Annotated in this window: 15 protein-coding genes; 5 read left to right on the top strand and 10 right to left on the bottom strand. The window is 47.4% G+C overall.

Features of this window, described 5'->3' with window-relative positions; genetic code table 11:
• Positions 1–335 precede the first annotated feature (335 nt).
• Entirely contained in the window at positions 336–947 is a 612-nt protein-coding gene (locus L5M10_RS06385; protein WP_168827647.1) for a response regulator transcription factor, read from the bottom strand.
• Entirely contained in the window at positions 947–2959 is a 2013-nt protein-coding gene (locus tag L5M10_RS06380) for a PhnD/SsuA/transferrin family substrate-binding protein (RefSeq protein ID WP_263255043.1), read from the bottom strand. The genes L5M10_RS06385 and L5M10_RS06380 overlap by 1 nt, the downstream gene beginning before the upstream one ends.
• A gap of 281 nt (positions 2960–3240) precedes the next feature.
• Between L5M10_RS06380 and dsrO the strand changes: the two genes are divergently transcribed.
• The 4 genes from dsrO (at position 3241) to L5M10_RS24165 (ending at position 9846) form a co-directional block, all read left to right on the top strand.
• Entirely contained in the window at positions 3241–4023 is a 783-nt protein-coding gene (gene dsrO / locus L5M10_RS06375) for a sulfate reduction electron transfer complex DsrMKJOP subunit DsrO (protein WP_263206404.1), read from the top strand.
• Entirely contained in the window at positions 4013–5095 is a 1083-nt protein-coding gene (gene nrfD, locus L5M10_RS06370; protein ID WP_263255042.1) for an NrfD/PsrC family molybdoenzyme membrane anchor subunit, read from the top strand. The genes dsrO and nrfD overlap by 11 nt, the downstream gene beginning before the upstream one ends.
• 35 nt (positions 5096–5130) lie before the next feature.
• Positions 5131–8238, top strand: coding sequence for a tetrathionate reductase subunit A (locus L5M10_RS06365; RefSeq protein WP_263235889.1), 3108 nt, complete (start codon positions 5131–5133; stop codon positions 8236–8238).
• Positions 8239–8541: 303 nt separating this feature from the next.
• Positions 8542–9846, top strand: a complete 1305-nt coding sequence (locus L5M10_RS24165) for a PAS domain-containing methyl-accepting chemotaxis protein (protein ID WP_317630138.1) — start codon at positions 8542–8544, stop codon at positions 9844–9846.
• Positions 9847–9929: 83 nt separating this feature from the next.
• Here L5M10_RS24165 and L5M10_RS06350 read toward each other — a convergent pair whose 3' ends face one another.
• The 7 genes from L5M10_RS06350 to L5M10_RS06320 all read right to left on the bottom strand — a co-directional run bounded on the left by L5M10_RS06350 (position 9930) and on the right by L5M10_RS06320 (position 19665).
• The gene (locus L5M10_RS06350) at positions 9930–10631 is read right to left on the bottom strand and encodes a DUF3581 domain-containing protein (protein ID WP_131525486.1); all 702 of its coding nucleotides are present in this window, start codon (positions 10629–10631) and stop codon (positions 9930–9932) included.
• A 424-nt stretch (positions 10632–11055) separates the two neighbouring features.
• Positions 11056–11286, bottom strand: a complete 231-nt coding sequence (locus L5M10_RS06345) for a hypothetical protein (RefSeq protein ID WP_113939132.1) — start codon at positions 11284–11286, stop codon at positions 11056–11058.
• A 159-nt stretch (positions 11287–11445) separates the two neighbouring features.
• Positions 11446–11841 (bottom strand): DUF2391 family protein, encoded by a 396-nt coding sequence (locus L5M10_RS06340; RefSeq protein WP_105250257.1) that lies wholly within the window; start codon positions 11839–11841, stop codon positions 11446–11448.
• A gap of 79 nt (positions 11842–11920) precedes the next feature.
• Entirely contained in the window at positions 11921–12199 is a 279-nt protein-coding gene (locus tag L5M10_RS06335) for a peptidylprolyl isomerase (protein ID WP_263255041.1), read from the bottom strand.
• Between the two features lie 159 nt (positions 12200–12358).
• Positions 12359–14677: a penicillin-binding protein 1B gene (gene mrcB / locus L5M10_RS06330; protein ID WP_168827694.1), complete on the bottom strand. Its 2319-nt coding sequence runs from the start codon at positions 14675–14677 to the stop codon at positions 12359–12361.
• A 91-nt stretch (positions 14678–14768) separates the two neighbouring features.
• Positions 14769–17342 (bottom strand): ATP-dependent helicase HrpB, encoded by a 2574-nt coding sequence (hrpB, locus tag L5M10_RS06325; protein ID WP_263255040.1) that lies wholly within the window; start codon positions 17340–17342, stop codon positions 14769–14771.
• A 103-nt stretch (positions 17343–17445) separates the two neighbouring features.
• Positions 17446–19665 (bottom strand): putative bifunctional diguanylate cyclase/phosphodiesterase, encoded by a 2220-nt coding sequence (locus L5M10_RS06320; protein WP_198571945.1) that lies wholly within the window; start codon positions 19663–19665, stop codon positions 17446–17448.
• Positions 19666–19865: 200 nt separating this feature from the next.
• Between L5M10_RS06320 and thpR the strand changes: the two genes are divergently transcribed.
• On the top strand, positions 19866–20417 hold the full coding sequence (gene thpR / locus L5M10_RS06315; protein WP_263255039.1) for an RNA 2',3'-cyclic phosphodiesterase: 552 nt from the start codon (positions 19866–19868) through the stop codon (positions 20415–20417).
• 120 nt (positions 20418–20537) lie between these two features.
• On the opposite strand, the gene L5M10_RS06310 is transcribed toward thpR, so the two are convergent.
• Positions 20538–21317: a tetratricopeptide repeat protein gene (locus L5M10_RS06310; RefSeq protein WP_105250260.1), complete on the bottom strand. Its 780-nt coding sequence runs from the start codon at positions 21315–21317 to the stop codon at positions 20538–20540.
• Positions 21318–21557 lie beyond the last annotated feature (240 nt).

Below are 21557 nucleotides of genomic sequence, written 5' to 3'. Positions count from 1 at the left end.
AAGCTGCAGAAGCTTCTACACAAATAAGAGAAAACAATCCAAGAGGGCCAATGACGTTAAAATCGTCACTGTAAATAAACACTTTAAAAAGTGACTAAAAAGTGATGTTAAAAATCGTGGCCTAAAAATAGTGCCCCTAAAATAAGGCAATCACAGTGTATTGGCAATTAAGCAGCGATGCACTAATGCCTTGGCTCACATCTCAGCCCATTGCTCAGCAAAAACATAACCCTATAGCTAGGCTCAAATCAAACGGCCAATGATACGACAACTTAGCCAAAATAGGCGGCTAACAAAGCGGCAATTAGCGCGATAAAAGGTAAATTCCAGCGGATTTATTCGAGACGCAGGCGTTCGGCAATCCGACTGTAGATCAGCATCATTTCCGCCAGCGATCCCACTTGCATGCCTTTCATCAAATTGGCACGGTGGATCTCAACCGTGCGCATGGCAATACAGAGACTATCGGCGATCTCTTGGTTCTTCAGGCCTTGGGCAATCAGGTTGAGTATTTCCCGCTCCCTTGGCGTGAGCGCTTGATAAGTCTCAAGATACTGATTGTCTTGATGATGCGCCTTGGTATGTTCCAACGCTTTGACGACCGCCTCGGCTAACTTAGCGCCATCGGCGGGTTTTTGGAAAAAATCCACCGCACCTAATTTAAGCGCATCTACCGCCATTGGCACATCGCCATGGCCAGTGAGATAAATCACCGCTAGCGGACTATTTTTTGCCACTAATTCAAGATGCAACTGCTGACCACTCAAACCCGGCATACGCACATCGACCAGCGCACAACCCGGTAGTGTTAAGTCAACTATGGTGAAAAAGGCTTCGGCACTATCAAAGTCGGTGATCTTAAGGCCATAACTTTCAAGCATAAAACGCAAAGAACGACGCACTGAGTCATCGTCATCGATTAAATACACTGGTAAGGCAAGACTCATTATTGTGCTCCATTGGGTTCAGGTTTACGCGGTATTGCCACCTGCGCTTGGCAACCGCCACCCATAGCGCTTTCTAGGCTAAACGTCCCACCATGGCTCTCGGCAATATCACGGCAAATCACTAAGCCTAAACCTAACCCCTCTGATTTAGTGGAATAAAATGCTTGCATCAGCAGACTGGTCTCTTCGGTTAACCCAGTGCCATTATCTGTGACCGTCAGCAAGAGCGTACATTCTTGATAGCGAAGATCGATATCGATCGTGGGTGTGTATGGCTTTTGCGTGATGCTCTGTTCGGTGCCACTGGATTCAAGCTCTAACCGCTGAACGCAGGCGTCAAAGGCGTTTTTCAGCAAGTTAAGCAACAACTGCTGCATGCCAACTTCATCGAGGGACTGTAAATAAGGTTCACCATTCACATTGACGGCAAGGTTTATCTGATGTTGTTCAAACTCATAGGCGAGCAGCGGCACAGTATCATTGACCAACTCATGCAAATACAAAGGCTGTTTCGACACAGGTCGCTTCTTCAATAAATTACGTAAGCGACTGATAATACTATCGGCGCGCGTGACTTCCTGCTGGATCAGCGTCAACACCGATTGCAACTCCTCAGGGCTCGTCCCCCGCTGTAATCGCACTTCGGCGCCATGACAATAATGGCCAATCGCCGCCAAAGGTTGATTGAGTTCATGGGAGAGACTCGCGCCAAGCTCGCCCGCGATTGCAATACGCTGGGCATGTTCCAGTAACGCACGGTTTTCATTGAGCTGGCGCTGAGTGTTAATCAACTCACGGCCACGACGACTAAAGCGGTATTCAAGCCAAAAATGATACACATTGAGTAAAACCAAAATCCCCAAAACAAGCCAAGCCCATTGTTGATGTAACTTGATCCACTGCCACGCCCTTTGCCACCATGGTGCCTGCAAAGGATGCATATCGAGATCTTTAAGCAGTTGATCGATCGCAAGCTGACTCACTGCCGTGGTCCAGCCCGCAGAATCGGCAGACTTAGCGGCGAGATGATCTTCGGGCAGCGCCAGCAAAGCTTGAGTCACACTTTTAGCCAGAGACTGGGAGGCGCGATTGGTCTTTGCCATAGACCAGTTGGGATAAAGGTGGGTCGAGACTTGGCAATTAAATCCCACCGGCGCTTGATTATCGAGCACTCGATAATGGGCGATGTTAATAAGACCTTCCGTTTGCATCTGCTCAAGCTGACACACAGGCACGACCGCAGCGTCTAACGGTTGATGTCGCTCTGTGGAAGTTTTTTTGTTATCTAACTGATACAACAAATTATCTAGCGGGAACCCCAGCGGAATAATCTCACCCACAAAGCGAGGCAAATCTATACCCTTTAGCTGCGCTTCGTACACTAAGGTCAAGTAACCACCAAAGGCATTTTTCGATACGATCCCGAGCCGACGCCCCTTGAGATCAGCTAAGGTTTGATAGGGCGAATCGGCGCGCACCACCAGCGCCGAACCCACTTGCATCGCCGCGCCATTATTTAACGGACTGCGCAGGGTCGCCAACCAAGTAAGGGAATATTGCCGCGCCAGCAACACGGATTGCCCTGGGTTGGTGATCACAAAATCGAGCCCTTGGGTTTCAACGCCCTTAGCTAGCTCATCGAGGGTGAGAGGATGTAACCTAAAGTAACTGTTGGGAATTTGGGTTTCGAGCCACCCCATCAAAGGTTGCCAGCGGTTGATGGTTGCCTTATAACCGCGGATGGCTAACACGCCCACATCGACCACTTGATAACTGGGCTCTTCGATAGCAACTTGAGCAACAACCTCAGGGTCAGTTAATCCCGAATGCGCACTTTGATTTAGTGGCTCCGCAGCAAACACCTTAACCGAAGCCAGCAAGCATAGGAATAACACTGCGTTCCTTGGCTTTTTTCTCGGTATTGCCACGGAATGTGGAGTGCTCAGAATCGATAACGGCCACTTGACCGATACAGCTAAGCGAAACACAGTTTTCATCATCCTCAATAACATGAAGTGCAATCCTTTATCCCCAGTCACTCACACTAAAATCAAGTCCAACTCAAGCTAAGAAAAGGCCAAACTCAAGTAACAAAAAATAAAACCCTAGCATTTTGAAGGCTATTCTAACGGATATTTGTTGCGCTAGATCAAGTCCACACCCGATATGTGGAAAACCACTATAGTTATGCCGCCTCCCCTTTTACAGAATGCCTGTAAACCTCGCCATAAACCTTAACTCTAGGTCTATGAGCCAGTTTATTCGCCATCTGCAAGTAGTGAAGGAAATCTGTATGGACAAGAGTAAACGTCAGTTTCTCGGCAAAATGGCCAGCGTCAGTGTTGGCGCCGCACTCATCCCTGTCGTGCAAGTGTATGCACAGGATGATAAGCGCAGCCCTCAAATGCACAGTGCCAGCGAAGGGCAAGTGGGTAAACGTTACGGTATGGTAATTGACTTGCGCCGCTGCGTGGGCTGCCAAGCCTGTACCGTCGCTTGCACTATCGAGAATCAACCGCCCCTCGGGCAATTTCGCACCACAGTGCAGCAGTATGAAGTCTCGCAGCAGGAAAATACCACTCCGCCTGCGTTTTTAATGCTGCCAAGACTTTGTAATCACTGCGAAAACCCGCCCTGCATCCCAGTTTGTCCTACGGGCGCGACCTTCCAGCGCAAGGACGGCATAGTGGTCGTCAACAATGAATGGTGTGTTGGTTGTGGCTATTGCGTGCAAGCCTGCCCCTATGATGCGCGCTTTATCAACCACGACACCAATACCGCCGACAAATGTACCTTCTGCGCCCATAGGTTAGATGCAGGATTACTGCCTGCCTGTGTCGAAACCTGCGTAGGAGAAGCCCGTGTGATTGGCGATCTAAATAATCCCAACAGCCAGATAAGCCAACTGCTCGCCGCCAACAAAACCGATATCAAGGTGCTCAAACCGACGGCCAACACTGCACCACGGGTGTTCTACATCGGCATGAGCAGCGCTTTTGAGGACAAGATTAGCGGCCAAGCCCCCGTTAGAACCTTACTTACCGATACTGGCGAGGAGATCCACCATGGTCATTAAAGAAATCTTTACCCCAGATATCGCCATTACTTGGCTACCTTGGGCAGTACAATACTTTTTTATGATGGGGCTCGCCTACGCCAGCGTATGGGTAGCGACAATACATTTGTTTAGCCAACCCAAACCCGATGACAGATTGCTGAAGCTCTGCGCCTGTTTAATGTTAACCGCAGGCATAGTCGCCCCTATCGCCTTACTCGCCGATTTACACCAACCGCTGCGGGCTTGGCATTTTTATGCGCAAGTTCGCCCTGATTCTTGGATGTGGTATGGCGCCTTTTTACTGCCCGTATTCTCGGGCACCAGCGCAGTGTTTGCTTGGCTGCTACTGCGTCAATATCTGCCTAAGCACACCACGAATCAAGACTCAGATTGGGTGAATAAAATAGGCCAATTACTGAGATTCGGTGATTGGAACAGTGACAAATTCATCAAGCCGATCGCACTGATCACGGCCCTGAGTGCCTGCAGTATCGCCCTCTACACTGGCATGGAAACCATGGCCATTAAGGCGCGGCCACTGTGGCATACCTATTGGCTGCCACCTTTGATGGCAATGAGCGCCCTGCTCGCCGCCTGCGGCACTTTGGTGGTATTGAATCGACTATTAAAGGGCTACCAACAGCGCACCCAAGACAGCCTATTACTCTGGGTAAGAGCCAGCTTTGGTCTGTTCGCCCTATGCCTTATCGGCTGGGCGTTATTCGATAAGGGCTCGGCCCCCGAAGCCGCATTATTGCTTGAAACCAGCCCAAGCTGGCAACTGGCCGCGATTTGGGTGCTAATCACACTCGCCGTGCTGGCACTGATGCTCGCCATTCGTCACTTACCCAATGTGGCAATGCTAATCGTCAGCCTCACGGCCATTCACCTTGCGTGGGGATTTCGCTGGATAGTGCTAATTCAAGCGCAAACCGATCCTAAATACGGCGCGGGGACTTATCTCTATCAACTGCCTTGGGGACCTGAAGGGCTATTAGGAATAGCTGGTACCTTCGGCCTCTGGTTAGCATTAATGGCGCTGGTCTCCGAACTTATTCGCCAAACGCCTGCGGCAAAACTTGCTCGCTGAGCACCCAAATAGTTTACAGAATTAAGGAGTCCATCATGGATAAGAGTAAACGTCGTTTTATCAAAGGGGCCGCTGTAACGGGTGGTGTGGGATTATTTGCCGCGGGTTATAGCCATACATTAGCGCAAATAGGTAAAGGTGTCGTCAATGGTACCTCAGGAAAACCAACCCAAGATCCGCTGCACGGCAATTCCTTAGCACCTGAATACAAAGTCGATTTACAGTCAGGCCAGTTAATCAGCAATGACGATCAACGCATCGCCAATACTATGTGCTTAGGTTGCTGGACCAAATGCGGCGTGCGCGCTCGTATCGATCAAAAAACCGATAAAATCATCCGTATCAGCGGTAATCCTTATCATCCGTTGTCATCGCGGGAACATATCGATTTCGATACGCCTATCAAAACCGCCTTTGTTGGGCTTAGCGCCTTTCAAGAACAAGGGCTGCAAGGACGTTCCACCGCCTGCGCCCGCGGTAATGCCATGCTAGAACAATTAGATAGCCCACACCGCGTTACCCAATGCCTTAAACGCGTGGGTAAGCGCGGCAGTGGCCAATGGCAGAGCATTAGCTTTGAGCAATTGCTGAATGAAGTCGTCGAAGGTGGTGATTTATTTGGTGAGGGCCAAGTCGAAGGCTTAAGAGCGATTCGTGATATCGCCACGCCGCTCGATACCAATAATCCAGAATACGGCCCTAAGGCCAACCAGTTACTGGTCTCAAACGCATCAGATGAAGGCCGCGATGCCATTATCAAACGCTTCACCTTCAACAGCTTTGGCACGCGCAACTTTGCCAACCACGGCGCTTACTGTGGATTTACCTACCGTGCTGGAGCGGGCGCTTTATTGGATGATTTGAAAAAATACGCCCACTTAAAACCCGATTGGGACCATAGTGAATTTTTACTATTTATCGGCACTTCACCGCAGCAATCGGGCAATCCCTTTAAACGCCAAGCAAGACAATTGGCTAACGCGCGGGTGAATAACACCAATTTCAGTTATGTGGTGGTGTCGCCCATGCTACCCAATACCTCGAATCAACCTTGCGCGGGTAACAATACTTGGCTGCCGATCCGCCCCGCCACCGACTCGGCACTCGCCATGGGCATGTTGCGCTGGATTATTGATAATCAGCGCTACGCCGCCGATTTTTTGAGTGCGCCCAATGTCGATGCAGCAAAAGCATCAGGTTACCGTGGTTTTAGTAACGCAGGCTTCTTGATCGTCAGCGAACCTACCCATCCAAGATATGGCCAATATCTCTTTGCCAGCGATCTTGGCTTACCTTTCGACGGCAAAGCCTACGGCGAGCAAGACTCGCAGTTGGTTGTCGATGCCGCGAGTGGCAAGATAGTTTTGGCAAGCCAAAGCCTGAAAGCCAAGCTCGACGTTGACCAAAACGTCGACACACCTAAGGGGATGATTGCGGTTAAATCTAGCTTCCAACTGTTAAGTGAAGCGGCGCAGAGCTTCGAGATGGCACACTATGCCAAGGAGTGCGATATCAGCGAGGCGCAAATTATCGCCCTCGCGGATAAATTTACCAGCCATGGCACTAAGGCTGCGGTGATCTCCCACGGCGGCACAATGAGCGCCAATGGTTTTTATAGCGCGTGGGCAATCATGATGCTCAACGCCATGATAGGTAATATCAATTTAAAAGGTGGCGCATTAGCTTCCGGCGGTTCCTTTCCCGCCTTTGGTAAAGGCCCAAGGTATAATCTGCTGGAGTTTGACGGCATGGTCGAGCCTAAGGGCGTATTCCTATCGCGATCTAAATTCCCCTACGAGAAAACCTCAGAGTATCGCCGTAAAGTCGAAGCGGGCGAATCGCCTTATCCTGCAAAGGAGCCTTGGTTTCCGATTTCATCGCCCTTGCTTGGCGAACATTTAACGGCGGCGGTGCACGGTTATCCCTATCGACTCAAAGCATGGATTAACCACATGGGCAATCCGATTTATGGTCAAGCGGGCCTAGGTGAAGCCATTGGTGAACAACTGAAAGATCCCAAAGTGCTGCCACTGTTTATCAGTATCGACAGCTTTATTAACGAAACATCGGCGCTATCGGATTATATCGTGCCCGACACATTAACTTACGAGTCATGGGGTTGGAGCCCTTCTTGGCATGGGACTCTGACGAAAGAAACGACAGGTCGCTGGCCGATTGTCGAACCAAGGGTCACAAAGATGGCCAGTGGTGATGTGGTGTGCATGGAGTCTTTCTTGAGCCAAGTGGCGATAAAACTGCAACTACCTGGCTTTGGCGAAAATGCCGTTAAGGCAGCAGATGGCAGCTTACATCCGTTAACGCGCGCAGCGGATTACTCACTCTATGGTGCCGCCAACGTGGCCTATTTGGGTAAAGCCATCGCCGATATCAACGCTGAGGACATGTATCTTAGCGGTGTGAGTCGTATCCAAAGTGAGCTCAACGCCAGACTCAAGCCAGATGAAGTCAAAAAAGTTAGCTACTTATTTGCCCGCGGCGGCCGCTTTGAAAATATGAGCGGTGCACGGGATGAAGTAGGGAATCCAACCAAGGTTTGGCCAAAACCTATGATGCTGTGGAATCCCGAAGTGGGCAGTCGCCGTAACAGTCTCACAGGGGAATTTATGAGTGGCTGCCCACGCTTATATCAACCCGCATTAGCCAATGGCACCCCGCTCGATAAGGCGTTTAATAAATCACAATGGCCTTTGCTGATCAGTAGTTACAAATCCCACACCATGAGCTCTATGAGTATTGGCTCGGATCGTTTGCGCCAAGTGCACCCTAATAATCCAGTACGACTGAACGAGAAGACCGCCAGTCGACTTGGGATCAGCACAGGTGACACGGTCAAGATCAGCACGCCCAACGGCAGCGTGATTGCCTTAGTAGAATGTGTTGCCGGAGTGCACCCTGACTGCATCGCTATCGAACACGGTTATGGTCATAAGGAACTCGGCGCGCGGGACGTAGTGATCGACAACCTTAAAATCGCCGCCAATCCGCTGATCCGAGTCGGCATCAATATGAACGACTTGAATCTGTTTGATCCGAGTCGCCACGGCCGCTACCCGCTGGTAGATTGGGCAAGTGGCGCTTCGGCCAGACAAGGGCTACCAGCTAAGATTGAAAAACTAAGCTAACCGCCGAGCATAGATGACACTTAAGAAGCTGCCCTTTGGCAGCTTTTTCTTTAGCGTTAATTCAATCTGATTAAGCCTAATCGCATCATTAATGCTTTCTAGCTATGCCTATTCGTGAATAAACCGAGGAATAGTGATCTTTTTTACTCAATTTAGGTATATAGATCCCGATCACGCGTTTCATAGAAATAAACCACATATTAAAATCACAGCTATATTTATCAGTATATCTAGCTCGAAATATCGAGCTTTCAATAAAGAACTGCAGTTTTTGAGTCAGTTAGACTCATCAGGAGTATCTCAGTGTTCAACTCTTCATTACGTAAAAGCCTAGAAGTGAGCGAAAGTAAACGCCAAGAGGCGGAGTCGATCATCGACTCGATTAAGCACAGTATTGCCACAGTAGAATTTACGCCTGATGGGATAATTCTCGATGCTAATACGTTGTTTTTAAAAACGGTAGGTTATTCACTTAATGAAGTCGTAGGCCAACATCACAAACTATTTTGCTCAGCGGCTTATGGTAATTCTGCTACCTACCAGCAATTTTGGAGCAATCTAAAAGCAGGTCATCCACAGGAAGGCAATTTTGCACGAGTGAATAAAAATGGCCAAGAGATCTGGCTTAGAGCCACTTACTTCCCCATAAAACAGGCAGGTAAAGTCGTTAAAATAATGAAAACAGCCGTTGATATCACCCAAGATAAGCACCAACTTGACGACCAAGCGGCCATTTTTAATGCCTTGAATCGCTCGCAAGCCATTATTGAATTCACTACCGATGGCACGATTTTGAAAGCCAATACTAACTTCTTAAAGACAATGGGCTTTAGCAAAGAGCAGATTATTGGTAAACACCATCGTATTTTCTGTTTTGATGAGTTTTATCGACAAAATCCACACTTTTGGGACGATCTAAAGCAAGGTCGATATAGCAGCGGTCTCTTTGAACGTAAAAATGCTTATGGCGATTCGATTTGGTTAGAAGCAGCATACAATCCTATTATGGATGAGCAAGGTAAAGTGGTTAAAGTGATTAAATTTGCGAGCGATATCAGCAAACGGATCGAGCAAAGCCACGCTGTACGTGAAGCCGCCAATATTGCACTGACCACGTCACAACGTACCGTCGAGCAAGCAGAACAAGGCGTACATTTACTCAATGCGACCGTAAATACCTCTAATGCTATTGCCGAGCAAACCCATAAAGCGACCTTGGCGATAACTCAACTCAATGAACAATCTCAAAGTATTCAAGCGATAGTCGCAACCATTAGTTCGATTGCCGATCAAACTAATTTACTAGCATTAAATGCCGCAATTGAGGCCGCACGAGCGGGGGAACAAGGCCGAGGTTTTGCCGTTGTCGCCGATGAAGTAAGGCAGCTTGCTTCCAGAACCAGTAAATCAACCAGTGAGATTGCCGCCGTCGTCACTAAAAATACACAACTCACCACAAGTGCAACTAGCATGATGAACGAAGTTGAAGGTATTGCACTGGAAGGAAAACAACAGTTAGCGGAGGTAACATTGGTGATGGGAGAAATACGTAGCGGCGCGGAAAACGTCTCAGCAATCGTGTCGCAGCTATCAGTCAATAACAATTAATTGCTAGCATTTAATCGCGCTATCAAGGATTGCATGGCGCTTTATCTAAAAGACAAAACGCCAACCTATTGCTTTTACGTCAATCAATAATCAGTTTTACGACCTTCATAGGTGGCGCGCATTTGCTGTACAAGAACCTCATCGTAAGCACGTAATCCACTCATCACTAAGGTTTTGATACCTGTGCCAACTAAAGTGTCGCCACTGTGTAATTCAAAGTGCAATGTCACATCGCCACGTTTACCATCGATTTTTAAATCTTGGCCAACGAGTGATAAGGTCACTTGCACAAAATCGAGGGTGGTTAAGTCAAACGACATACTTTCGTAAATCACTAAAGGCCGTTCTGGGTTGATCATCACTTGATGTTGTTTCATCAAAGGGATCAGGATATCGATAAAATTATGCCCAGAGAAAGCAACATATTGACGAATAAAGGATTCGGTCTGCGCATCGCAGCAACTCACATCGCCATGACGGCTGACATTAAGATAGGTTTTTTCACGACTATCGCGAATCGAAAAACTCTCGCTCACTTGTTCAGGGAATTGCAGTTCGACGCTATCCCCCACCATACCCGCAAAGCTAAACTTCATGCTCTGGCTCAAACCATATTGAGTCAATACTAGGGCAAACAGTAAATCTCCCGGTACGCAAAAGCGTTTTGCCCCCACATCGTGGATAGGATTAAAGTCCTGCGCAATTTTCTTCGCGAAGTCACTGGCTTGTTGTGCTGAAACGGAAATAGCTTGATTTTGCTTAGAAAAATAAGGCGCTAGAAACATATAAACTCTATTTGTAATAACTCAATACAGGGATGGATAACAAAATTATCACGAGTTTACCTTAAATTAGGTATTTAACTCACCCGATGACTTGACCCACGTAAGGCGTACAAAGTAACACCCTGCCCACATTTGTAAAGCCAAACAAATGACAGGGGTATCAGGATCTGTTGACGTTTCAGGTTCATTCTGCAGATATTAGGCGGAATTTTATGCAAGATAGAGCCTTTATGGCGTGATGACGCGACATATAACAGCCGATAATGCCGCAGAAATGTTAGCTAAATAAGGCCGTTTTCATCACTCGTGACTCATTTAAAATAACTCAACATCATTTATCGTTTGGCGAGCAATACCTTGTCAGAACAAATAACATCTAAAACGTAAGTATTGCCTAGCCACCGATAAGCCAAGGAATAAATCGTTAGACCTTTTTAAATTCACGCTTTAACTGAAAACCATCGTCAGTGGCTAACTGCTCTAGCACTTCGATACGCTGACGAAGGATGGCTAACTCGGTCTGAAAAGCTTGGTTTTCGGCCACTTGCTCACGCGTCGACACACCTTGTTTGTTGCGGATTTTCATTATAGCGACCACATATCCACCAACAATTGCGAGTATTGGGATAAGTAAAGCGAGGGCACCAGTGTTCATAGTCATTTCCTTTATCTATTGGCGTTATCGTTATCAAGCTCAACATTTAGATCTGCTTATGACGCTTAATCAATGTCAAAGTCAGAACATGGAAATAAGTATGCGCAAGACAAACGCAATCAACCAGTGACAAAAGTCATGAGATTTAGCGAAAAAGTGTCATTCCTTATCAAAACTATCCACAACAATAGCGCCCATAGAGGCTGGCATAGTGATCACTATGATCCGTTTTATAGAGGTTAGTGGATCCTCAAAAAATGGCACTTTATCGAGGCAAAGCAGCACGAGGAAAACCACGAGGGCTGTGAGCAAATACGCCACCACGATACGAAAAATAAACACAGGAACGCGGGAAGCAATATTCTGTTGGAACACGCTGTGATAGGTGAATACCCCAAGAAAGAGCAGCGATAAACTAAAAAGCATACCGATATTCAATAAAGGTAAAGTCTCACCGAGATGCCACGCTTCCTCAGAAAATGCAACGGGGACCGCAAGGGCAAAAGCCCCTACGCAAACTTGACTCGCATCTTCGGTGTTAAAACTAAATTTCATGCTGATCGCTCCCTAATCTTCCAATCTATTTGATTAGTCGAAAATAACGTTCGGTGAAGATGCGCTTATTACTGGGGTATTAAGTGCGATACAACACTTTAACCACATGCCAGCCAAACTTAGTTTTCACTATATGCGGCACCAGTAATTCACCTGAAAATGCAACCTTATCGAACTGTGGCACCATTTGGCCTTTTTTGAACTCGCCTAAATCGCCACCTTTTTTGACCGAAGGGCAAGAGGAAAAACGCTTAGCGAGCACAGCAAAATTAGCACCATTATTCAGCTGCTTAACAATATCCTCAGCCTGTTCTTTGTGTTTAACTAAAATATGCACAGCGGCAGCGGTTTTAAACATGTCATTTCTCACTTTGGATTAACGTCCCGTGCAAAGGGAAGATTGGCGCCCCGAGTTTGCCCTCGATCACACCACTTCCATCGGCACAGGTTCTACTGACTAAAAGGTTTTATATCCAACGCATAAGTGCGTTATTGGCCCATTATCGACCCTATTAACCTAGAAAATTTTCTGCCACCACTGCAAAGGGTCGCCGCAGTTATTCACTGGACGATAGGTCGCAGCTAATGCCGGAAGCGCATCGACATTGCTGCAAGTGGATTCCTTAGCAACACCTGTATCTCGGTCAAAAAAGCCCTTCACTACACCGTTCACAGGAATTGAGCGCAGACTAATAGGTGGACGTTCCTTTAAGAAGGCAAGATATACGGCCATGGCGCCACTGCTACCGTACAAGCTGGTTTTACCGTTATCGTCACGACCAACCCAAATGGCGGCGACATTACGCTCATCAAAGCCCGCAAACCAAGAGTCACGGCTGTCGTTACTGGTGCCAGTCTTACCCGCCAGTCCAACGCCAGGGAAAGCATTACCTAAACGCGTTGCCGTTCCCGTATTCACGACTTGCTGCATAGCAAATTGAATTAAGAAATCTGTCTCAGGTGCTATAGCTTGCTCTTTAGGCAATCGCGTCACTGGTAATGGGTTCTTATCAGAATCTAGCACAGCGGTCACAGTGGTTAACTTACGATAAACACCGCTATCAGCTAAGGTTTGGTACACTTGCGCTACCATTAATGGCGAGCCATTGACGGCGCCGAGTAACATGGAGGGATACTCGTTTAACGGCTCCTGCCAACCCGATTTAGCCAATGTTGTTGCGACCGCATCTACACCCACAGCAATCCCAAGGTTTACCGTCGGTACGTTCATCGACTTTTTCAATGCCGTTAACAAAGGCACCTGACCACTGAACTTCTTATCAAAGTTTTGTGGTGACCATGTCTTACCTTGCTCACTTTTCAAGGTAATAGGTTGATCTTTAAGAGGTGTCGCTAAGGTAAATTGGCTATTAGGTGCCAGAGCCGTAGCATACACAAAAGGCTTAATTAACGAGCCAATAGGACGACGAATTTCAACCGCGCGGTTAAAGCCATCAAATCCCGGGGTTTTATCGCCGACCATAGCCGCAATACCGCCCGTGTATTTGTCGGTCACGACCATACCAATCTGCAATGATTTATTGCTCTTATCTAAGCTTTTGAGGGTTTGAGTCACCGCAATTTCGGCGGCTTCTTGGGCCATAGGATCGAGCGTGGTATAGATTTTCACCCCAGATTGCTTCAATAGCGCATCGCCATAACGCTCGTTCACTTCCTGTTTTACCAGAGCGAAGAAGGACGGCAATTTCTGGTGTGCTGGTTTATTGAGATTACGGATCCCTAAGGGGGACTCTACCGCCACCTTGTACTCAGCCGTGGTTAAATCCCCCGCATCCATGAGTAAACGCAATACTAGATCACGGCGTTCTTGAATACGATCCGGATATTTCCATGGATTGTAGTAAGACGGTCCCTTAATCGCAGCCACTAAGAATGCCTGCTGGGAAATAGTCAACTCACTGATAGGACGGCCGAAATAGAAACGTGAGGCCAACCCCATACCATGGACGGCGCGGGATTTATCCTGCCCCATATACACTTCGTTAAGATACGCTTCGAGGATTTCGTCTTTGCTGTAACGAAAATCAATAATGACCGCCATTAAGGCTTCGCGCACCTTACGCAGCAAGGAACGCTCACTCGAAAGGAAAAAGTTTTTCGCTAACTGCTGAGTTAACGTCGAGCCACCTTGCACAGTGCGACCGGCGCTGATGTTCACAAAAGCCGCGCGCGCAATCGCGAATGGATTCACACCATGGTGTTCATAAAAACTACGATCTTCCACCAGCAGTAACGCCTGCACGATCGACTTTGGCATTTCTTCGGTCGGCACAAACAGCCTGTCTTCACCATCGCCAGTAATAATACGGTCGAGCAATACTGGCTCAAGGTGGAATACGGCGAGTTGACGCTTGTCTGAGACTCGAGTGACCGAACTGATGCCATTGCTGTCGAAACTGATCATGACTCTTTGTTCGACTTGATCGCCTTCAGGATGCAAAAACGGTCGACGCCACAATTCAATACGAGTGCTCGATGCCGAAAACTCTCCCACTTGGCGTGGGTTAGCGACTTTGCGATAGCCGAGCAACTTAAGCTCAGCCATCATTTGCGGATGGCTGACTGCCGCACCGGGGTACAGCGCCATAGAGCGGCTAAACACCTGCGCGGGCAAATGCCATTTTTGACCTTCAAATTTTTGCGCAATAATTTGATCAAGATAAATACTGTAAAAAGTCACTACAGCTAATCCAGCCAAGCCTAATTTCCAACTGATAGACCAAATTCGTCGAAATAAACCGCGGCCATGATTAGCCCGACGGGAAGCGGGTGATTTTTTTGTCGTCTTAGTTGTCATATCTACTTCATCATTCATGCATTTAAAGACATCAGCCATAGGCACAAAGCTAACGTGGTGCGAATCAAAGTGTTTCATAACAAAATGTTATAAAACCAGCGGCGTGGTGCTAGGGCTGAGCTAAACCCAAGGTTTTCTTCTTGGTAAATTTTGTCGGCAGTGTATTCACAGGATCGTCTGGCCACAGATGTTTTGGATATCGACCGCGCATTTCCTTCTTAACTTCCACATAAGGTCCCTGCCAAAAGCTGGCTAAATCTGCCGTCAAGGCTAATGGACGCTGGGCCGGAGAGAGTAATTCCATCGTCACCTTTAGTTTGCCCTGCGCCAACATAGGACTCTGCGCCATGCCAAAGGTTTCTTGCAGACGCACACGCAGCAGCGCACGCCCAGACTCGTCGTATACTATTGGCGCAGAGGTACCAGTCACTAACGGCCAGGAAGTTGGCAATAACTCGTCAAGTCGCTGTTTCTGCTGCCAGCTCAAACAGTTTGCCACAAAACCAAAGCAATCAAGCTTAACTAATTGCGGCAGATTATTCACATTTTCGAGGTAAGGCGCCAGCCAAGTTTCTAGGCTCGCTAATAATGCTTCATCATCAACCTTGGGCCAGTCACTGCACGCGTCAAACTCAGTTGCCAGTTTGAGCCTGTGTTGAAACTGTTCTAAGTTAGCGTTCCAATTAAGGATTTGTAATCCTTGCTGGCGAATATAGCCCAGTAAAGCCGCGACAATTTGCTTACGTTCAGGCTTAGCAATCGTCTCGGTTTTTACTAAAATTTGTCCGACCTTGTATTGGCGCTGCGCAATCACTCGACCTTTAGCTTCATCCCAGCCACAAATCTCATGAATGTCCAGCAAACCTTTTAGCTCGCCGTCGAACAAGCTTGGCTGAAGCTGACCCGCTAAGTAAATCCGCCCAGCGTTTCTGCCTTCAGTTTCTTGAAAATCCGCCACCACCATCCACGGCGTTTGCGCCAATGCATCATCGGCTGCGAGCACGACGCCAGTACCATTGGCTAATTGGTAGCCCTCAACACCGCGGGCTTTAGCGATACGATCCGGATAAGCAAGTGCTAATAATAACCCCACATCACAGTGGTGTGCATGGGTCGCTATCTTAGACAAATCCGCTGCTAATCCTAGCTTTTTCTGCCACTGTTTTGCCTGTTGCCCAGCTTGTCCATGACAGGCAAAGTGCAGGTAATTCATGATATCGGCGCCCTTTTTAGGCAAACCGCGCGCCTCTAAAACCCCCGACAACAAGCAGGCCAAACTGCCCAATTGCGTTGCTTGTTCGTTAGCATTATTGACTCCCCCATTGTTTGCGCCCAAACTTTTTGCGCCCAATAACATATGTGCAAGCCTTGGGTGACACCCTAGCTCGTAGGCCGCTTTACCGTGGGGAGTGAGTTTATTTTGAGCATCGACCATGCCTAAATCTTGTAACAGTTTCCACGCCAGCGCCTCATGCACACTTGGTGGCGGCGTTAATAACATCAAGTCGCTAAAGGATTTTGCGCCCCAGTAAGCACAATCGTGGGCCATAGCCACCAGATCCGCTTGGCTGATCTCGGGTTCATCGGCCCTGAGCATGCGGCCATGTTCTTCTTGGCTCCACAGGCGAACACACACACCCGCTGATAAACGTCCGGCGCGGCCACTGCGCTGGGTTGCGGAGGCTTGGCTAATACGTTTCAAACCTAAGCGGGTGACACCGGTTTTAGGGTTAAAACTCGCTTGTCGTTTATAGCCACTGTCGATGACAAACCCTATGTCTTCAATAGTTAAACTCGATTCCGCCACGTTAGTCGCTAGCACGATTTTGCGCCTGCCATCTATAGTTGCAGCGATCGCGCTATCTTGCTCGGCACCTGAAAGTTCACCATAAAGAGGGCAAATCAAAAAGGCATCGTCCGCTAAGCGCTCACGCAAAAACTGCTGTAATCGTAAGATCTCCCCTTTACCGGGTAAAAACACGAGCACGGCATTATTGGCAGCCGTTTTATCAACACCGGCACAGCTGCTGGCCGAGACCAGTTCGAGCACGCAGCGGCCGAGGTGATCGATCCAATGCAGCTGAGTTGGCACAGGGCGATATTCGATGTCGACAGGAAAACTCCGGCCTTCGCTGTGCAAGGTCACCGCTTCTGGCATGAGTTCAGCTAAGGCAAGACCTGATAGAGTCGCTGACATAGCTAATATCTTTAAATCGTCCCGCAGCGAAGCTTGCACTTCGAGCGCTAGGGCAAGACCTAAATCAGTGGTGAGGTGACGTTCATGAATTTCATCGAAGATGATCATTCCAATCCCAGTTAACTCGGGATCTTGTTGGATCATTCGCGTCAGTATGCCTTCGGTGACAATTTCTAAACGGGTATTAGCGCTGATTTTAGCTTCACCGCGGACGCGATAGCCGACTTCTTGCCCCACCTTTTGCTGGCGACAGCTGGCAATATAGTGCGCCACACTACGCGCCGCGACACGCCGCGGTTCGAGCATTAAAATGCGTCCGCTGATTTCAGGCCAATCCAACATAGCCAAAGGTAACGCCGTTGATTTACCCGCACCTGTCGGTGCCTCGAGGATCACTTGGGCGTGACGAGAAAAAGCCGCGCGCAGCGGTGCTAATAAGCTATGAATAGGTAGAGAGTTCAAGAAAAAGACATCAGCGGCCAACACAGGGCGTCAGTGTACTAACAATCGGCTTTGAGTACCATTTCGCAGCAAACATTATCAAGTCAGTGCTGACATAAGTAACAGCTCAAAGCTGCCATGCCCAAGATTACAGCTGTGGATAGGGCGCAAAAATCTCACGCTTTTCGAGCCAAGGTTGACTGAGCCCTGACTGTAGTTCAGCTAAGCGTATCGGTTTATTGATGGCGTAACCTTGAGCATAGTCGACGCCTAAGGCTTGCAATTTCCACCCTATTTCTTGGGATTCGACAAATTCAGCAACCACATCAAACCCCATATCTTGACCAAGTTGGCAGATGGATTTTACGATCGCCTGATCCGCAGAGTCTTCGCAAATATTGACGACAAATTGGCCATCAACCTTTACAAAATCCACATTGAGGCGCTTAAGGTAAGCAAAGCTAGAAAAGCCTGCGCCAAAGTCATCGAGGGCTAATTTACAATTGAGCGGACGCAGTATCTCGAGTAACTTTGTCGCTTGATCAAGCTGACTCACAGCCGCGGTTTCTGTGATCTCGATGCAAAGCTTATCCACCAGCTCAGGTTCGGCCATCAAACGCATTTCTAGCCAATTCATAAACTCATGATCGCCCAAAGAGGTTGCCGACAGATTCACAGACACAAGATCCAATTGCTGCCAAATATCTAAATGACTACCACCCCACTTGAGCAAATTATCGATCACCCAAAGATCAACCTTAGAAGCCAAGTTGTATCGCTCGGCGGCGGGTAAGAAGATAGCAGGAGACACTATAGTGCCGTTAGTCTGCACCATACGCAGTAGGATCTCTAAATGTAAGCCAGTTTCCTCGCGGTTTAACGGCACTATGCTTTGAAAATAAAGCTCGAATTGGTTTAACGCGAGTGCGCCGACGATATCAACAGAGGCCATCATCTCGGTGTAGAGACGGTTCATTTTAGGATCGCTCGCACTGTATAAATGCCAGCCATTACGACCTTGATCCTTCGCCAATCGACAAGCAGCGTCAGCTTGACTCATGACGGTATAAATATCGGCGGATTTTTTATCTAGCCTAGCAATCCCCATACTGACACTGACATTGTGACTACGACTTTCCCAAATAAACTCATGATTTGCTAACTGGGTACAAATCCGCTTAGCAATCTGTTTCGCAGAGTCCACATTGCAGTAATGCATCAGGATACCAAACTCATCGCCCCCTAAACGGGCAACAATATCGCCTTTACGTACGAGCTGTTTCAAACGTAATGCGACTTGGCAAAGCAGCTTATCGCCCGCCTGGTGGCCACTGATATTGTTAATGACTTGGAATTGGTCTAAATCGAGAAACGCCACGCAAATAGGCATATCGTCATGGGCATGTAGTAGGTTTTCTAATAGGGCTTCGAAATGCAACCGATTAGGTAACCCCGTAAGTGCATCATAATTGGCATGGAAGGATAACTCATCGGCTAAGCGGTACTTTTCACTGACATCTTCGGCAATCATGACTAAAGTATCTTTATCGCCGCTAATCTGGCTAAAACTCAGTTTTAACCAAGTTAATTGATGAATTGATTTTAAAGGTAACTCACACCAAGCTTGGCCGAGCACACCTTCTCGTACCACATGTAAGGTATCGGTTAGCATGGCGTGTTCTTCCTCACGCACCATGTCGAATAAATCATAGCCATGTTGAATTGGCAGGGTTTGCAGAGCGACTTTATTCAGCATAGTCAATTGATCATGCTTATCTAACAAGGCGCAAGCTAAGGGCAACTGGTTGAATACTTCACAGTATTTATGTTCACTGGCAAGCATGCTCAAAGCAATACGCGTCAATTCCATCGCAGAGCCAATCATCACAGCGGCATGATTAAACTCACTTATAAACTCTTCGCTCCATTCACAACATTCTGAGCAATTGACAGCCCCCAAGGCAATACGAGTTTCGCCAAACACGACTGGCGGCAATACTAATAGACTCTTGACGTCCCAATCCCTTAATAAAGCTCGCTCAGCCTGAGCATCGGCAGGCAAGGTATTCACATCAGCCAGATTTAATAGACGCGGAGTACGGACAAGAGAGCGAAAAAATGGCATTCGTGCCAAGGGCCAGACTCGGGTTTGTTGGCCTTGGGCAAATTGAGGTTTTAAATACAGATTACGCGTGCGTAAACGATCCAGTGACTGGCTTCCGGTTAATACAAATACCCCGTCACAATGCAGTTGCAAAGTAATAGTCTCAAGCGCTCTGTCAACATTCTGCTCTAAGGTTTCTAGCGGGGATTCACTAAAAATACTGACCAAAGCCTGTTGGAGTGGATTAGCTAAACCTACTGACATGAAAAGTCTCTTCCTTACCTAAAAATCCATTTAAGGTATTATCGACGTGTATTAAGTATAGGCTCACAGTGAATTAAACGTCTGCTTGAGTCACAAATTAGCTGATAAATTCAACAGCTAGATTAACGCTCAAATGCGGTTAACGTCAAAGTGTTCGCTGAGATAATCCATATTAAGCACTCCAAAAGGATGATAAACCGATGCAACAAAGGCTATTCCTCGGCTTCGCTCCCACAGATAGTCAAAGGGTATATCTAAGTGAATTGCAGCAGCAATTGATATGCCATCTTAATCCTGAGGCGAAAGCGGTGAGTGTCAGCAATCTGCATTTAACGCTCTGCTTTATGGGTCAAGCTAACAACGAGCAAAAAATCGCCCTCCTTGATGCGGTTGACCGCTTAGTGAAGCCAAGATTTAGCGTTCGGCTTAACCAGCTCGATGTATGGCCCAATGCGCAAGTATGTTGCTTGAAAGGCGATGATATTGAGCCTCCGTTAGCGCAATTCGCTAAACAGACGCAAGAAATTGCTGACCGACTGCAATTGCATCGGAATGAGCACAACTTTTGCCCGCACATCAGTTTATTTAGAAAAGCAAAACAATGGACACTAGATGAGTCGGCTTTATTGCAACTCAAAGGTATGAATATGCTGACGTTAACGCCAGATAATTTGCATTTATACCATTCAAAAAGCACAAGCACGGGTGTCGAATATCACATCCTAGATTCTTGGGCGCTCGGTGAGCCTTAAATCAAAAACAAAAAGCCCGAGTATCCACTCAGGCTTTATTTTTCAATTTATGAATCAATCCATTAATCAATACTAGAATAAAAATAGCAGTTAACTAAGAGAGCTATGATGAAGAAAGCCCTATTCGAGTAAACGTAAGGTTTCGCGATAGGCACGCTTTTGCTCGTAGGTTTGTAACCGCAGCATAAACTCATCAGTCTTAGTCATTTCAGCATTCATTTTCAACGCTTCGATCGCTTTCTGCTGCGTCGAAATAGCAGCACCAAAATCGCCTAACTCCGCATAAGCCGCGGCTAAATTATCAAGATTTGTAGGATCGTTTTCATTCACTTTGAGTAATTTTAAGGACAACTCGACCGCTTTATTGCCATCACGATATTCTGCTTCGGGACAAGTTGCTAAAATCCACGCCACATTGCCCAAAGCAACATCATCACCCACTTGGGAAAATTGCTCGACCGCTTTACCGCAGTTGCGCTGCACACCGTCACCGCCAGACGCATAAATAAAGCCTAAACGGAATTGAGCCCAACGACTACCCTGCTCACTCAACGCTTTATACCAATGCTCAGCGACTGACAAGTCACGCTTGATCAATTGGCCTTCAAATGACAGATCCGCTAAGGTTTGCTGCGCTTTTTCATGTTGTTGTTCGGCGGCAAGTGAAATCCAGTGCAATCCAGTCGGCACTTCTTGCGACACAAAACGTCCGGAGAGATACATTAATCCCAGCAAAAATTGGGCATCGGCATCACCTTGCTCTGCCGTCACTTGAATATGCACAAACTTACTGGCCGCAAGTTCAGCTGCTGGCTGCGGGATAGAAAATGCGTGCGCCGCAGAGCTCAGCCCTATTGTTAAGCTTAAACCTGCACCTAAAACCCATAATCTGTATTTCACTTGCTTACCTCTCTTAAAAACAACTGCCCTCAAAGTTAGCCAGAATTAACCCCATAAGTCGAGCCTAAATACACACAAACCTCAGGATAATGGGGGAAGCTAAGCCAAATGGAATGTCAAATTTAAAAAGTGAAACATGTTATTGTGTAATTTAGTGGCATATTTTATTCATAATCTATAATAAAACTGCTGAAATAGACTGGTAAGATGTGATTAACTCGACAGAGTTAAGTGAATCCA

The organism is Shewanella sp. SM32 (genome assembly GCF_025654235.1).
Lineage (GTDB): Bacteria > Pseudomonadota > Gammaproteobacteria > Enterobacterales > Shewanellaceae > Shewanella > Shewanella oncorhynchi.
This window is presented reverse-complemented; position numbering and strand designations above follow the sequence as displayed.